Annotated in this window: 15 protein-coding genes; 12 read left to right on the forward strand and 3 right to left on the reverse strand. The window is 69.1% G+C overall.

The window, feature by feature from the left end; translation table 11 throughout:
* Positions 1–122: 122 nt before the first annotated feature.
* From BS329_RS12805 to secA, 9 genes are all read left to right on the forward strand, one after another.
* Positions 123–440 carry a bifunctional 3-phenylpropionate/cinnamic acid dioxygenase ferredoxin subunit gene (locus BS329_RS12805; RefSeq protein ID WP_076159748.1) on the forward strand — a complete coding sequence of 106 codons (318 nt, stop codon included), beginning with the start codon at positions 123–125 and terminating at the stop codon, positions 438–440.
* 264 nt (positions 441–704) lie between these two features.
* Positions 705–1,310, forward strand: coding sequence for an FAD-dependent oxidoreductase (locus tag BS329_RS41830; RefSeq protein ID WP_076159751.1), 606 nt, complete (start codon positions 705–707; stop codon positions 1,308–1,310).
* The gene (locus BS329_RS45375) at positions 1,250–1,465 is read left to right on the forward strand and encodes a hypothetical protein (protein ID WP_425266362.1); all 216 of its coding nucleotides are present in this window, start codon (positions 1,250–1,252) and stop codon (positions 1,463–1,465) included. Before BS329_RS41830 ends, BS329_RS45375 begins: the two co-directional genes overlap by 61 nt.
* 15 nt (positions 1,466–1,480) lie before the next feature.
* Entirely contained in the window at positions 1,481–2,158 is a 678-nt protein-coding gene (gene mtrA, locus BS329_RS12820; RefSeq protein WP_005150760.1) for an MtrAB system response regulator MtrA, read from the forward strand.
* Between the two features lie 43 nt (positions 2,159–2,201).
* Positions 2,202–3,884 (forward strand): MtrAB system histidine kinase MtrB, encoded by a 1,683-nt coding sequence (gene mtrB / locus BS329_RS12825; RefSeq protein WP_076159757.1) that lies wholly within the window; start codon positions 2,202–2,204, stop codon positions 3,882–3,884.
* Positions 3,881–5,608, forward strand: coding sequence for an LpqB family beta-propeller domain-containing protein (locus BS329_RS12830; RefSeq protein ID WP_076159760.1), 1,728 nt, complete (start codon positions 3,881–3,883; stop codon positions 5,606–5,608). Before mtrB ends, BS329_RS12830 begins: the two co-directional genes overlap by 4 nt.
* A 172-nt stretch (positions 5,609–5,780) precedes the next feature.
* Entirely contained in the window at positions 5,781–6,419 is a 639-nt protein-coding gene (locus BS329_RS12835) for a ComF family protein (RefSeq protein WP_076159763.1), read from the forward strand.
* 542 nt (positions 6,420–6,961) lie between these two features.
* Positions 6,962–7,654 (forward strand): ribosome hibernation-promoting factor, HPF/YfiA family, encoded by a 693-nt coding sequence (hpf, locus tag BS329_RS12840; RefSeq protein ID WP_076159766.1) that lies wholly within the window; start codon positions 6,962–6,964, stop codon positions 7,652–7,654.
* Between the two features lie 227 nt (positions 7,655–7,881).
* The gene (secA, locus tag BS329_RS12845) at positions 7,882–10,713 is read left to right on the forward strand and encodes a preprotein translocase subunit SecA (protein ID WP_076159769.1); all 2,832 of its coding nucleotides are present in this window, start codon (positions 7,882–7,884) and stop codon (positions 10,711–10,713) included.
* A gap of 47 nt (positions 10,714–10,760) precedes the next feature.
* On the opposite strand, the gene BS329_RS12850 is transcribed toward secA, so the two are convergent.
* Positions 10,761–11,276: an Rv3235 family protein gene (locus BS329_RS12850; protein ID WP_084749603.1), complete on the reverse strand. Its 516-nt coding sequence runs from the start codon at positions 11,274–11,276 to the stop codon at positions 10,761–10,763.
* Positions 11,277–11,415: 139 nt separating this feature from the next.
* On the opposite strand from BS329_RS12850, the gene BS329_RS12855 reads away from it, so the two are divergent.
* Positions 11,416–11,808 carry an HAD-IA family hydrolase gene (locus tag BS329_RS12855; RefSeq protein ID WP_076159772.1) on the forward strand — a complete coding sequence of 131 codons (393 nt, stop codon included), beginning with the start codon at positions 11,416–11,418 and terminating at the stop codon, positions 11,806–11,808.
* Here BS329_RS12855 and BS329_RS12860 read toward each other — a convergent pair.
* Complete coding sequence (locus tag BS329_RS12860) at positions 11,805–12,578, reverse strand: TrmH family RNA methyltransferase (protein ID WP_076159775.1); 774 nt, start codon at positions 12,576–12,578, stop codon at positions 11,805–11,807. The genes BS329_RS12855 and BS329_RS12860 overlap by 4 nt on opposite strands.
* A 34-nt stretch (positions 12,579–12,612) precedes the next feature.
* Between BS329_RS12860 and BS329_RS12865 the strand changes: the two genes are divergently transcribed.
* The gene (locus tag BS329_RS12865) at positions 12,613–14,019 is read left to right on the forward strand and encodes a WS/DGAT/MGAT family O-acyltransferase (protein ID WP_076159777.1); all 1,407 of its coding nucleotides are present in this window, start codon (positions 12,613–12,615) and stop codon (positions 14,017–14,019) included.
* A complete protein-coding gene (locus BS329_RS12870; RefSeq protein ID WP_143252984.1) occupies positions 14,016–14,507 on the forward strand; it encodes a DUF6912 family protein in 492 nt (163 codons plus the stop codon). The genes BS329_RS12865 and BS329_RS12870 overlap by 4 nt, the downstream gene beginning before the upstream one ends.
* 91 nt (positions 14,508–14,598) lie before the next feature.
* On the opposite strand, the gene BS329_RS12875 is transcribed toward BS329_RS12870, so the two are convergent.
* Complete coding sequence (locus BS329_RS12875; protein WP_076159779.1) at positions 14,599–15,483, reverse strand: NAD-dependent epimerase/dehydratase family protein; 885 nt, start codon at positions 15,481–15,483, stop codon at positions 14,599–14,601.
* Position 15,484: the final 1 nt, after the last annotated feature.

Raw genomic sequence — 15,484 nt, forward strand, 5'->3', positions numbered from 1 at the left:
CGCTCGGCTGAGTGGGCGAATCCCTTGACGTACCGGCCCCCCGGGAGTGATTGTTGCGTAGAGCACGTCTTGTCTCGTAATGCGCAACATCAACAACCGCCGGTCCTTTCCCGGAGGCCCCGATGATCCGTGCCTGCTCCGTCTCCGAACTGCCCGAGGGTGAGGCCCTCCGCCTGGAGGGCCCCGAGCCCGTCTCGGTCTTCCACTCCGAGGGCGGGTATTACGCCATCGACGACACCTGCACCCACCAGGACGCGTCGCTCGCCGACGGCTGGATCGAGAACTGCTTCGTCGAATGCCCGCTGCACGCCGCGCGGTTCGACCTGCGGACCGGCGTCCCGGCTTGCCTGCCCGCGACGGACGCCGTGCGCACGTACCCGGTCGTCGTCGCCGACGGGGTGATCTACGTGGACACCGAGGCGCGCCGGGACGTGGCTTGAGAATCAGTGGCTTGAGAACCGTCGCCGTCGTCGGGACCTCATTGGCGGACTTCGTTCGGCGCAGGAGTTGTGCTCGCGGGGTTTCGACGGACGGCTCGTGATGATCGGCGCCGAACCGCCGTACGACAGGCCACACTGTCGAAGGACTTCTTCCTGGGCAAGGTTTCCGCCGAGGATCTTGCGCTCGACGGCAGCACGATCGCCGCGGACGGCTAGGTCATCGCGACCGGCGCGGCTGCCAGAACCCTCGACGCGGCAAGGAATTTGAACGGCGTTCACACCTTGCGGACGCTCGAAGACGCCGTCGGCTTGAAGCGGGATCTCGCGCCGGGGCCGTCTTCGGTGGTCGTCATCGGCACCGGACTCATCGGCGCGGAGGTCGCGTCCGCATGCCGCCTGCTCGGCCACGAAGTCACCGTGATCGAGGCGATGCCCGTCCCGCGCCCCGGTCGTCGGCCCGGAAATGGGCACGGTGTGCGGTGGAGTGCGCGCGGAAAGCGACGACCGGCTGATCTCGTCATCGCCGGAGTGGGGGCGCGGCCGGTCACCGAATGGCTGACCGGCTCCGGACTCGCCGCCGACGACGGGGTGCTGGTCGATTCCGGCTGTGTCACAGCGAATCCCCGAGTGATCGCGGTGGGTGACGTCGCGCGGTACCACCGCCGTCCGCGCGGCAGGCGGATCCGCGCCGAACACTGGACGGCCGCCGGCGAGCAGGTGGGTGTCGCGGCGAGAACCTGCTCGCCGGTGCGACCATCACGCGTTTCGCACGACACGGTCACTTTTGGTCCGATCAGTACGGACACCGGATCCAGTTCGCCGGAGTGGCCACCGAAGACGTGCGGATCGTCGAAGGCGAAGGCGCGCTGACCGGCGTCTTCGCGATCGACTCCCCACGGCCGTTCACCAGGCTTCGGCGTGCTCTCCAGAGGACGATGGCCCTACTCGGATGGAGCAATTTGCCCGATTCGATGATCTTTCTGGTGGTCACATCGCCGGGTCGCGCGCTCGCGCGGGGAAACTAGTGCGAACATAGGTTTATGAAGGCACGTGTTCTGGTCGTCGACGACGACCCTGCTCTCGCGGAGATGCTCACCATCGTGCTGCGTGGGGAGGGGTTCGACACAGCCGTCGTGGCCGACGGCTCACGGGCGCTGCCCGCGCTTCGTGAGCTGAAACCGGATTTGGTCCTCCTCGACCTCATGCTGCCCGGGATGAACGGCATCGACGTCTGCAAGGCGATCCGGGCCGAGTCCGGCGTGCCGATCGTCATGCTCACCGCCAAGAGCGACACCGTGGACATCGTCCTCGGGCTCGAGTCGGGAGCCGACGACTATGTGGTCAAGCCCTTCAAGCCGAAGGAACTCGTGGCCCGCGTCCGCGCCAGGATGCGCCGCACCGAGGCCGAGCCCGCCGAGTCGCTGACGATCGGCGATCTCGCGATCGACGTCCCCGGCCACGAGGTGACGCGGGAGGGCAAGGCCATCCCGCTGACCCCGCTGGAGTTCGACCTCCTGGTCGCGCTCGCGCGGAAGCCGCGGCAGGTGTTCACCCGCGAGGTGCTGCTCGAGCAGGTGTGGGGTTACCGCCACGCCGCCGATACCCGGCTGGTGAACGTGCACGTCCAGCGGCTGCGTTCGAAGGTCGAGAAGGACCCGGAACACCCCGAGGTGGTGTTGACCGTTCGCGGCGTCGGGTACAAGGCAGGCCCGCCGTGATCGCCCCGTGAGAGGACGCTTGCCAAGGCTCGCCCAAACCACGATGCGCCACCTCCGGCGCATCGTGGTTTTCGTGCGCCGCAAGGTCGTCTCGTTCAACGAACTCTGGCGGCATTCGCTGCAGTTCCGGGTCACGGTGTCGACGCTGGCGCTGTCTTCGGCCGTGGTGTTCGTGCTGGGCATGGTGCTGCAGAACCAGATCACCGAACGGCTGGTCGAGACCAAGCAGAACGCGGCGATCGCCCAGACCAGGGCGGTCGTCGAGACCGCGGCCAGCGAACTGATCGGCGTCGGCACCGAAAGCCCGGAAGCGCTGACCGCGCGGATGAACAACGCGCTGAAGAAGATCTCCAGCACGACGACTTCGCAGGACGGCGCCGGATCGGCCGCGGGCACCTTCGAGCCGGTGCTGGCCGCGGGCGGCCGCGACCAGTCGAGCCGTCCGGTGGCCGCCGGTCCCTATGAAAAGGTGCCCGTCCGGCTGCGCCAGTTCGTGGAGACCGAGCAGGTCAGCCACCTGATCCACACGGTCTCCGAACCGGACGGCGGCAAGACGACGTATTTGATCGTCGGCGCCCCGGTGTCCACGATGATCAACCCGCTCCAGCTCTACCTGCTGTACCCGCTCACCAGCGAGCAGAACACCGTCTCGACCGTGCAGAACACGCTGCTCGTCGGTGGTCTCGTGCTGCTGCTCCTGCTGGCCGGGATCACGAACCTGGTCACCCGGCAGGTGGTCCGGCCGGTCCGGCAGGCCGCCGCGGCGGCCGAACAGTTCGCGGGCGGGGATCTGGACCAGCGGCTCGCCGTGCTCGGTGAGGACGATCTGGCCAAACTCGCCGTGTCCTACAACGGGATGGCCGCGAGCATCCAGCGGCAGATCCGCCAGCTGGAGGATTTCGGCGGCCTCCAGCGCAGGTTCACCTCCGACGTCTCGCACGAACTGCGCACCCCGCTGACCACCGTCCGGATGGCCGCCGACGTGCTGCACGCGTCGCGCGAGCAGTTCCCGGCGGGTCTCGCCCGCTCCACCGAACTGCTGGTCGACGAACTCGACCGGTTCGAGGCCCTGCTCGGCGACCTGCTGGAGATCAGCAGGCTCGACGCGGGTGTCGAGGAGCTCTCGGCGGAACTGATCGACGTCCGGCCCATCGCGACCAGGGCCGTCGAACAGGTCAGGGTGATCGCCGGGAACGCGGGCAGTTCGGTCGAGCTGGTGCTGCCGGACGAGGAGGCGGTGGCCGAGGTCGACGCGCGCCGCGTCGAGCGGATCCTGCGCAACCTGCTGGCCAACGCGGTGGACCACAGCGAGGGGAATCCGGTGGTGCTCACACTGGCGGTCAACGAGACCGCCGTCGCCATCACCGTGCGCGACCGCGGTGTCGGGCTGCGCCCCGGCGAGGCGGAACTGGTGTTCAACCGGTTCTGGCGCGCCGACCCGTCCCGCAACCGCCGGACCGGCGGCACCGGGCTCGGCCTCGCGATCAGTCAGGAGGACGCCCGCCTGCACGGCGGCGTGCTCGACGCGTGGGGCGAGACCGGCCACGGCGCCTGTTTCCGGCTCGCGCTGCCGCGGCAGCAGGACACGCCGATGGGGGAGAGCCCGCTGGTCCTGCCGCCGCCCGATCACAAGGCGACCGATACGCACGGTTCGTCGTCCGGACTGCTCGAAGTCCGGCCCGCCCCCGACGCGATCCTCGCCGAGCCCGAGGAGGTCGGCCGATGAAGCGGCTGCTGACCCTGCTTGCGGTGTTCCTGCTGGTCGCCGGCTGCGCGAACATCCCGCTCGAATCCCAGCCCATGGTCGTTCCCGGGGACAAACCCGCGCAGGCCCCGGTGGACGTCCCCGAACCGCAGGCCGGGATCGACTCGCTGACCGTCACCCGCCAGTTCATCCGCAACTCCGCGACGCCGGGCACGGGCAACGCCGACGCGCGGGTCTACCTCGACGACGAAGCCCGCCGGAACTGGAAGCCGTCGCCAGGGCTGACGATCATCGACAACACCTTCGGCACCGTCTACGACACCTCGTCGCCGACGGCGAACCCGGATGAGCAGGTGGTGAACGTCCGCGGGTTCAAGCTCGGCAACCTGAGCCCCGACAGCGCGTTCATCCCGGTGAAGGCCGAGTACTCGCAGCAGTTCAAGCTGCGGAAACAGCCGAACGGCCAGTGGCGGATCGTGGATCCGCCGCAGGAGCTCGCCGTCACCGACAAGGATTTCACGACCAACTACTTCCGGGTGCCGATCAGCTTCTACTCGCCCGACTCCGGCGCCTTCGTCCCTGACCTCCGGTACATCGCGGCGAAACCGCAGGCCGGGCTCCCGGGCCGGGTGATGGACCTGGTCCTCCAGGGGCCGTCGGAAGGGTTGAAGGGCGCGGTCAAGGACCTGCTCGGCGGCCAGGTGGCCACCGAGACCAACGTGCGAAGTACGGACGACGGGACGCTGGACATCGCCTTGACCGGGATCGGCGGGGCCAGCCTCGCGGACCGGAACCTGATCGCCGCGCAGATCGTCCTCTCGTTGCAGACGGTGACGCTGAGCCGGATCCGGCTGCTGGCCGACGGCACCGCGCTGGTCCCGGACCACGAATACTGGCGTTCGAACGAACTTCTCCCCTACAACACGGAGATCGTGCCCAATTCGGAGCTGCCGGGGCTGATGACCGTGCACGGGCGGGTCCGATCGCTCGGCGACGGGGCGCCGGTCGGCGGGCCCGCGGGCAACGGCGGGTACAAGGTCATCAGCGGCGCGCAGTCCGTCGACGGCAAACGGCTCGCGGTGGTCGAAGAACGCGACGGCAGGCAGTGGCTCCGGGTCGGCGACCTCGGCCGCGACCTCGCTTCGGTGGATCTGTTCGGCGGCAGCCTGAGCCGGCCCACCTGGCGGCCGGTCGCCCGCGGCGGCGGGGTTTCGGGCGAGGTCTGGACGGTCGTCGACCACAACACCGTCGCCAGGGTCACGCTGGCCGCGGACGGGCGCTGGGTGAAAGCCGGTGTCGACGCGACCATGCTCACCGGCCTCGGCCAGGTCACCGAACTGCGCCTTTCCCGCGACGGGTCCCGGCTGGCCGCGGTGGTCAACGGGCAGCTGGTGGTCGCCTCGATCGTGCGGACGGCGGACTCGGTGGCGCTGCGGTCACCGCGGAAACTGCAGGAACGCGACCTCAAGGACGTCGTCGACGTCGACTGGGCGACCCAGGACCACCTGATCGCCGCGACGTCGTCGAACACGCTGCCGGTGGTCAAGGTGCCGCTGGACGGGCAGCGGATGGACACCTTCAACAGCTCGAACCTGACCCCGCCGGTGCACGGCGTCACCGCCGCGCCGAGCAGGCAGAACCTGGTCGCGGACGCGGGTGGGCTGTGGGTGGCGTCCGAACTGGGCGAGGTCTGGCGGCCGCAGGCGCATACGGTCACCGACGCGGATCCGTTCTATCCGGGCTGAGGAGCTTCGGCCTCTTTCGTCACTTGGCATCTCGGGCGTGGCCTCAGGGAGCTGACACCTTCTCCTCGACTGCTGTCGTGAAAGGTCCCCTTAGGGCGAAAAGTGTCCTAAGCGGACCTTTCACGACACAGCGTGCCCCGGAACTGTCGGTCCCCGCCGTCACCCTCGAGTCATGTCCAAATTTCTGGATCTCCTCATCCCCGCCCACTGCGCGTCCTGCGGGGCACCCGGCGCTCCTTGCTGCGCGACCTGCCGGACCGTTTGGGGTTCGCTCAGCGAGATCACCCGCGCCCCGACGATCGGTCTCGTGCCCGTCTACGCCCTGGCCCGCTACGCCGACGAAGCCCGCCGCCTGATCCTCGCCTACAAGGAACGCGGCCGCCGCGACCTCGCGCCGTCCTTGGGCGAAGCCCTCGCCGAAGCCTTGCCGCACCTGCCCGCGCCGGAAGCGGGCCCCTGTCTCGTCCCGGTCCCGTCGAGACGGTCGGCGTCGCGTGTCCGAGGTGGCCCCCACGTCCAGCGCATGGCCGAGGAGTGCGCGAAAGTGCTGGCGAGCAAAGGAAATCCGGCGACAGTGGCCCCTGCCCTCAAGCTCGAGGCAGGGGTCCGTGACGCCGCGAGGCTCACCCGCGCCGAGCGGGCGGTGAACCTCGACGGCCGCATCCGCCTGGTCCAGGAAGCGTGCCCCGCGCGGGTCATTCTCCTTGACGACGTGATCACAACCGGAGCGACGGCCGCCGCTTGTACCCGCCTGTTGGACATAAGCGGAATTCAGGTTTCCGCGGTGGTAGCGCTGGCCGCCGCCGGGTGATCGAGGGTCGCCTACAAGAGTGATGAATGATCGGGAACGAGAATGGGTATCAGGGCGTTGACGGGATATGAGGCAGCTTCCGGGGAACACTCCAACGGCCCGCCACTCCACCGGGGTGGCGGCGGATTCCCTCGGCAGCGTCACCCTCGGCTTTTTCCTGTCCGAAAGCTTGCGCCGTCCGCGTGAAAACAAAGCACCGGGACGACGTCCGACAAGCCGGATCGCCCCGCTGCGCACACCGCCGTCGTCGCGTGCGGTAACGAGGTCTCACGTCCTGACATCCCCCGGCTCGGGGGCTGTTGCTCGCGGCGTGTTACAGCTAACGTGCAGCGCTATCAGCAATCCCGGCAGGCAGGGAGGTGACCAGCCCATGTCCCTGGCGCCGGAGCCGCGCTGAGTCCGCGCTCGGACATCCGACACGAGACGTCGTGGCCGCATGCCGAGTTCCCTCATCGCCCGCCATCCGGGCTTCGTCCCCGCTTTACCGGCGCCTTAGTGAACACATCTACAGCTCGCAGTCATTTCAGCGAGGGAGGTCGTGTATGGACATCGTCGTTAAGGGCCGCAACGTGGAGGTGCCCGACCACTATCGGGCACTCGTCAGCGAAAAGCTGACCCGGCTTGAGCGCTACGACAAGAAGGTCATCCGTTACGACGTGGAGCTCTTCCATGAGCCCAATCGCCGGCAGTCGAAGAACTGCCAGCGCGTCGAAATCACCGGGAAGGGCCGGGGCCCCGCCGTACGCGCCGAAGCGTGTGCAGGCGACTTCTACGCAGCGCTGGATTCCGCACTGAACAAGCTCGAGAGCAGATTGCGGAAGACACACGACCGCCGGCGCGTGCACTACGGCCGCAGCCGCCCGGAATCCGTCGCCGAGGCGACTTCGATGGCGGCCGCCGGTGGCATGACCACCGACACCCGGCATCTGGCGGGTACCGCTGTACTCGAAGCGCCCGAGGCCGGACCCATGGCCGACGGTTTCGCTGTCGGGAGCGGTGACGACTTCGAGATGCCCCAGCAGCAGCGCTGGGATGACGGGGTGACCGAACACCAGCCCGGTCGCGTCGTCCGCGAGAAGAAGCACGACGCGGACCCCATGACGGTCGATCAGGCTCTCTACGAGATGGAACTGGTCGGTCACGACTTCTACCTGTTCAACGACTCCGACGCCGGATGCCCGAGCGTCGTCTACCGGAGGCGAGGCTTCGACTACGGCGTCATCCGGCTGAGTTAGCCGGAGGCCTCCGACACCCCTATCGCCCATGACGGCGGCCCGCACATGATCGCGTGCGGGCCGCCGCCGTGTCCGGCCCCCAGGTCCCGACGGACGGTGCGTGCGCGAACACCGAGGTGTTCCCTACGATGGGGTCGGACGGTGGTGTGTGACCAGTGCACCACCGCGTACGAGATTGCCCGGGACCGGCTCGGGTGCGATCACAATCAGCTAGTGAGGTCGACCGGATGGTGCTGAACCGCCTGCTCCGCGCGGGCGAGGGCAAGATGGTGAAGCGGCTGCGCAACATCGCCGATCACATCAACACCCTCGAAGACGACGTCAAGGGACTTTCGGACACCGCGCTGCGGGCCAAGACCGACGAGTTCCGTAAGCGGAACGCGGACGGCGAGTCACTCGACGACCTCCTGCCGGAGGCGTTCGCGGTGGCGAGGGAGGCGGCCTGGCGCGTGCTCGGCCAGCGGCCCTACGACGTCCAGGTGATGGGCGGCGCGGCGCTGCATCTCGGCCAGGTGTCCGAGATGAAGACCGGTGAGGGCAAGACCCTGACCCAGGTGCTCCCGGCGTACCTGAACGCGCTGTCCGGCAGGGGCGTGCACGTCATCACGGTGAACGACTACCTCGCCAAACGTGACGCCGAGTGGATGGGCCGGATCCACCGCTTCCTCGGCCTCGAGGTCGGCATCATCCTGGCCGACCAGACGCCCGAGGTCCGCCGCCAGCAGTACGCCGCCGACATCACGCACGGCACGAACAACGAGTTCGGCTTCGACTACCTCCGCGACAACATGGCGTGGAGCCTCGAGGACTGCGTGCAGCGCGGCCACAACTTCGCGATCGTCGACGAGGTCGACTCGATCCTCATCGACGAGGCCAGGACGCCGCTGATCATCTCCGGCCCGGCCGACCAGTCCTCGCGCTGGTACGTCGAGTTCGCCCGGATGACGCCGCTGATGAAGGTGGACATCCACTACGAGGTGGACATCCGCAAGCGCACCGTCGGTGTCACCGAAAAGGGTGTCGCCTTCGTCGAGGACCAGCTCGGCATCGACAACCTCTACGAGGCCGCGAACACGCCGCTGGTCGGTTACCTGAACAACGCGCTGAAGGTCAAAGAGCTCTACAAGCGCGACAAGGACTACATCGTCCGCGACGGTGAAGTCCTCATCGTCGACGAGTTCACCGGCCGCATCCTGCACGGCCGCCGCTACAACGAGGGCATGCACCAGGCGATCGAGGCCAAGGAAGGCGTCGAGATCAAGGCCGAGAACCAGACGCTCGCCACGATCACGCTGCAGAACTACTTCCGGCTGTACGACAAGCTGGCAGGCATGACCGGTACCGCCGAGACCGAGGCGGCCGAGTTCCACCAGACCTACAAGCTGGGTGTGGTGCCGATCCCGACCAACAAGCCGATGGTCCGCGCCGACCAGGCCGACCTCATCTACAAGACCGAGCAGGCCAAGTTCGAGGCCGTCGCCGAGGACATCGCCGAGCGGCACGAGAACGGCCAGCCGGTGCTGGTCGGCACCACGAGTGTCGAGAAGTCCGAGCACCTGTCGAAGCTGCTGCTCAAGCTGGGGGTCCCGCACGAGGTCCTCAACGCCAAGCACCACGACAGGGAAGCGCTGATCGTCGCCCGCGCCGGGCGCAAGGGCGCGGTCACGGTCGCCACCAACATGGCGGGCCGCGGTACCGACATCGTGCTCGGCGGCAACCCGGACATCATCGCCGACGAGGTGCTGCGCGCCCGCGGTCTCGACCCGGTGGAGCACTCCGAGGAGTACGAGGCGGCCTGGCCGAAGGTGCTCGAAGAGATCCAGGCGGAGACCAAGGCCGAGGCCGACGAGGTCCGCGAGGCGGGCGGGCTGTACGTGCTCGGCACCGAGCGGCACGAGTCGCGCCGGATCGACAACCAGCTCCGCGGTCGTTCCGGCCGTCAGGGCGACCCGGGTGAGTCCCGGTTCTACCTGTCGCTCGGTGACGAGCTCATGCGCCGCTTCAACGCGACGATGGTCGAGCGGGTCATGACCACCATGCGGCTGCCGGACGACGTGCCGATCGAGCACAAGATGGTCTCCAAGGCGATCAAGAGCGCGCAGACGCAGGTCGAGCAGCAGAACATGGAGATCCGCAAGAACGTCCTCAAGTACGACGAGGTGATGAACGAGCAGCGCAAGGTGATCTACGCCGAGCGCCTGCGCGTCCTCGAGGGCGAGGATCTTCGCGAGCAGATCGAGCACATGCTGGTCGACGTCATCAACGCGTACGTCACCGAAGAGACCTCTTCGGGCTACGCGGAGGACTGGGACCACGAGAAGCTGTGGACGGCGCTCAAGACGCTGTACCCGGTCAAGGTCACCTGGGACGACCTCACCGCGGACGACGACCTCGACGCCAACGGGCTGCGCGAGGCGCTGCTCGAGGACGCGCACCGCGCGTACGACGAGCGCGAGGCCGAGATCGACGCCAAGGTCGGCGAAGGCGCGATGCGCAGCCTGGAACGCCAGGTGATGCTCACCGTGCTCGACCGCAAATGGCGTGAGCACCTCTACGAGATGGACTATCTCAAGGAGGGCATCGGCATGCGGGCCCTTGCCCAGCGCGACCCGGTCATCGAGTACCAGCGCGAGGGTTACGACATGTTCCGCGCGATGCTGGAGTCGTTGAAGGAGGAGGCTGTCGGCTTCCTGTTCAACCTCCAGGTCGAGCAGGCCGAGCCCGCCGCGCCGTCGCCGGAGTCCGCGTCCGCGCTGCCCGCCGGTGTCGGCTCCGGGAACGGCCAGGCCGCCAACGGCAATGGACGGCACGCCCGTCCGACGCCTCCGCAAGGTCCGGCGACCGACACCGAATCCGTGCCGTCCGCCTTGCGGGGCAAGGGACTCGGCGGCGGTTCGCAGTCCGGGCTGACCATGTCGGGCCCGTCCGAGGACGGCGGCGTCGAGTCGCATTCGGACAGTGACGGCAGCGACGGCGGCGACCAGAGCGGAACCCGCCGGGAGCGTCGTGCCGCGCAGCGCGCCTCCCAGAAGAAGGGCAAGAAGGGCCCGCGCCGCTAACGACCGTCGAAGGGGTCCTCACCGCACGCGCGGTGAGGGCCCCTTCGTCATGCGGCGATCCGGAGCGAGGAGACGCGACGCGGCGGCTTCAACAAGTTGAAGCGAGTACACACCCAGCCTGTCGACGTCCGTTCGAAGCGGGCGGCCAGCGCGAGGCAGCGATCGTTCTGTTCGACGGTCGCGCAGGCCTCGATGACGCCGTCCGCCGGATGACACAGGTGGATCGACTTCGGCCGGTAGCCGCCCGGCGGACGGCGGCGGCCGCGGTCGAGCAGCGCGCTGTGGAGCGCCGGGTCGAGGATCGGCTGGACCTGGACCGCCGGACGGCGTCCGTCACAGGCTTCGAGAATGGTAGTCAGCAGCCTGCCCACCTGTCGTCCGTCCAGCGTGTCGGGTGCTTGCCGGGGCTCCGGTGCCTCCGCGAACCGTTCGCCGGCCAGCGGCAGGTCCAGCATGAGCTGGTTGTCCGGCGGCGACACCCGGTGCATCAGCCTGTTCGGACGGCCCGCGAGCCGGTACGGCGGTTCATACGGTTGCAGCCGTCTCACTGCGTACGAAGTCATCAGGTCGTCCCCCTCCGCGGCCCCTTCGGCCGCGCCCAGCAGTTAAGGGACCGGCGGTGGGCCGCACGGCGACAGGAACCGCCCGAGAGGATGAAACGGGCGGCGATCGCTTGCGGTCGCGCGCGGGTACGGTGGGCTGGTGCTGAAGGGGCTGGTCGTCGACTACGTCGGGGTGCTGACGGACGCGGGAGCGGACGAGCTGTACGCCTTCCTGCGGGCCGTCAGGTCACGCGGCATCAAAACGGCCTTGCTCTCGAACGCTCCCGGCGCGTCGGACGAGGCCAAGCGGTCACTGGACCCGTTCTTCGACGCGCTCGTCTTCTCCGGCGAGGTCGGCGTGGCCAAACCCGAACGCGACGTCTACCTGCTCACCGCCGGGCTGCTCGACCTGCCGGCGAGCCGGTGCGTGTTCGTCGACGACGCCGCGCACAACGTCCGTGCCGCGGTGGCGGCGGGGATGACGGGGGTGCACCACACGTCGGTCGAGGAGACGCTGACCGAGCTCGGCGCCCTGTTCCCGGAGAACCGCTAGCCCCTCGCGGCGCTGCCCCGGCGGACCAGCTCGAACGACAGCACGGCGGCGGCCGCGGAGACGTTCAGCGACTCGACCTCGCCCGGCATCGGGATCGACACCCACTTCGTCACCAGCTCGCCGACCTCGGCGCCGACGCCGTTCGTCTCCCCGCCCAGCACGAACGCCGCGCGCCGCGGCAGTTCGACGTCGAACACCGAAGCACCGGCCGACGCGCCCAGCGCGTAGATCCCGTACCCGGCTTCGGTGAGCATTTCGGCGGCCTCGCGCGCGCTGCCGCACCGCAGCACCGGAGCGCGGAACGCGACCCCGGCGGAGGCCTTGACCACCATCGGATCGAGGGCGGCGACCCCGCGCCGCGGCACCACGACACCCGCCAGCCCGGCGGCGGTCGCCGTGCGCAGGATCATCCCGACGTTCGCCGGGGTGGTGATCCCGTCGAGCAGCAGCACCCGCGACGGCGGCCTGCCGTCGGACAGCGCCGAGTGCAGCGACCGCATCCGCGGCGCGACGACGTCGGCGAGCACACCCTGGTCCTGTTTACCGTTGCCCGCCAGCACCTTGACGCGATGCGCGCTCGCTCGCCGCACCGGGACCCCGGCGGCCTCGGCGGCACGCTGGATCTCGGCGGCGTTCGGCCCGCGCACGGTGTCGGCGAGAATCACCTTGTCCACCTCGAGCGCCGTGTCGTCCAATGCCTCGAGCACCGGTTTCCGGCCGTACACCGTCAGGAACCGGTCCTTCGGCGAGATCACCGACTCATCACCCACACCGGCGAGTGTCCCACTGTGTAAGGATCGGCTCATGCCCGACCGCCTCTCCGCGCTGGACGCCTCGTTCCTGTACGTGGAAGACCACTCGACCCCGATGCACGTCGGCGGCGTGGCGATCTTCGAACGACCACGCGACGGCGTCACCTACGAGCGGCTGCTGGACCTGATCGGGCAGCGACTGGCGTTCCTGCCGCGCTACCGGCAGCGGGTGCTGGAGGTGCCGGGTCACCTCGCCCGGCCGGTGTGGGTCGACGACGTCGACTTCGACCTCAACTACCACGTCCGCCGGTCCGCGCTGCCGCAGCCGGGCTCCGACGGCCAGCTGTTCGATCTCGTCGCGCGGCTGATGTCGAGGCGGCTCGACCCGGGAAGGGCGCTCTGGGAGGCGTACTTCGTCGAGGGGCTCGCGGGGGACCGGGTCGCGCTGGTGACCAAGACGCATCAGTCCGTTGTGGACGGGATCGGCACCATCGATCTCGGGCAGCTGATCCTCGACGCCACCCCGCAGGAGCCGGAACCGTTCGACGACAACTGGCATCCACGGCGGGAACCGAGCCGCACCCAGCTGATCCTCGACGCCGTCGCCGAGACCGTGCAGCGGCCGACGGAACTGGTGGAGAACGTCCGCTCCATCGCCCACGACGCCACCGCGATGGCGGGCAAGGTCACCGAAACGGTCGGTGACGTCGCGTCGGCGCTCAAGACCATGGTCAGTCCGGCGCCGTCCGGGCCGCTCAACGTCCGCACCTCCGGCGGCCGCATGTTCGCCGTGGTCCGCACGCGGCTGGAGGACTACCGCAAGATCCGCGCCGCGCACGGCGGCACGGTCAACGACGTCGTGCTCGCGGCGATCTCCGGCGCGCTGCGGGAATGGCTGCTCTCCCGCGGGTCGAGCCTGACCGCGACGACCACGGTGCGCGCGCTGGTCCCGATGGCCGTCCGCGACGCCGAGACGGCCGAGTACTCGACGCCCGCGCTGCTCGGGAACCAGGTCGACGCCTACCTGGTCGACCTCCCGGTCGGTGAGCCGAACGCGGTCCTGCGGTTGCAGCACATCGGCCACGCGATGGCGGATCACCTCGACTCCGGCCGGTCGGTCGCCGCGCGCGGACTGCTGACCGTCGGCGGTTTCGCGCCGGCGACGCTGCATTCGCTGGGCGCGCGGGCGGCCGGGTCCATGTCGGGGCGCATCTTCAACGTGCTGATCACGAATTCGCCGGGCCCGCAGGTGCCGCTCTACGCGGGGCAGGCGAAGATGGTGGAGATGTTCCCGGTCATGCCGCTGGTGCGCAATCAAGCGCTGGCGATCGGGGTCACCTCGTATCACGGTGGTGTCTACTTCGGACTGAACGGCGACCGCAAGGCCGTGTCCGATGTGGACCTGCTCGCCGGGATGATCGAGGAATCGTTGGAAGAGCTGAAGGGTGCGCACTGGTGAGGGTCTATCTACCGGCGACGATCGCGATGCTTCGTGACCTCGAAACCGCCGGAGAGTTCCGGGCTCGGAGCGGCACGGGCTTCGCGCTGACCCCGGCGTTGCGGGAGTCCTACGCCAGCGGATCCGACGAAGAACTGGAGTATGCCGCGCTGCTCGACGCCGCCAGGGCGTCGCTCCGGCTGATCGCGGCCGAGGAGAAGCCCGAGCCGAGGCGGGTGGTGATCTCGGCCGACATCGAAGAGGTCACGCTGCGCCCGGATCTCGACGCCGCCGTCGTCCGGCTGGCCGGGCCGGTCGCGATCGCCGACGTCGCCGCGATCCACGTCGACGCGGCCGAAGCCGCCGAGTCCGTGCAGGCCGCCGCCGCGGTGATCGACCAGGCCGACCTCGGTGACCCGGACGCGGAGTTCACCCTCGGCGACGCCGAAGACCACGAACTCGCCTGGTACGCCCCCCAAGAACTCCCCTTCCTGCTGGAACTCCTTTAACCCCTTCTGCTTCCCCCGCGTTTCGTCCTCTAGTTGCGGTACTTGCGTGTGCAAGTACCGCAACTAGAGGACGAAACGCGGCGTGGGAGGGCTAGAACCAGGAAGGGCCGGGAGTCGGGCGTTCGGGGCGCCAGCCGGTCGCCTCGGTGAGCCTGGTCGAGACGACGCGTTGCGAACGCGCCAGCACCGACATCAGGCCCAGCCGGTTCGCCAGCCACTTCGGCAGCGCGTGCGGCCGCCGGACACCGGCCGCGGCGGCCATCGCCTCGCCGAGTTCCCGCTTCCGCACCGGATCCGCCGCCAGGTTGTAGACGCCGCTCGGCGCCCGCAGCGCCGCGATCGCGCCCGCCGCCGCGTCGTCCGGGTGGATCGCCGCGGTCCAGTCGGCCCGGCGGCCGAAGATCAGCGGCGAACCGCGCCGCGCGGCCGCCAGCATCGCCGTGGTCATCGCGTCGTCGGAGACCAGCAACCCGATCCGCAGCCGGATCGCGGTCCGGCTCTCGTCCGCCAGTTCGGCGACGTTCGCGTGCGCCACGGTCGAAGACGCGATGTTGCCGCGCAGCGCGAGTGGCGCGTCCTCGTCGAGTTCGGTGTCACCGCCGTCGGCGTAGACGAACGAAATCCCTTCCTGAACCACGATTCCCAGCTCCCCGACCCGTCGAACGGCGGCCGCGAGCGTCCGGCTGCCCTCGATCCGCAGACGGTCGTTCTCCGCCCAGCCGGACAGCGTCATGGCGTGGCGCGCGTCCGGGATCCGGGTCGCGACGTTCACCACCGCGTCGTGCCCGCGCAGGGCCCCGGCCAAGGAATCGACGTCGAACAGCGACCCTGTCACCGGCTTCGCGCCGGTCGCGTGCACGGCCGCGACGCGGTCTTCGCCGCGGGCCAGCCCGCTCACCTCGTGGCCCTCGGCCAGCAGGCGCCGCACCAGCGGCCGCCCCAGTACCCCCGTCGCCCCGATCACCATCACACGCATG

The sequence above is a fragment of the Amycolatopsis coloradensis genome, assembly GCF_001953865.1.
Classification (GTDB): domain Bacteria; phylum Actinomycetota; class Actinomycetes; order Mycobacteriales; family Pseudonocardiaceae; genus Amycolatopsis; species Amycolatopsis coloradensis.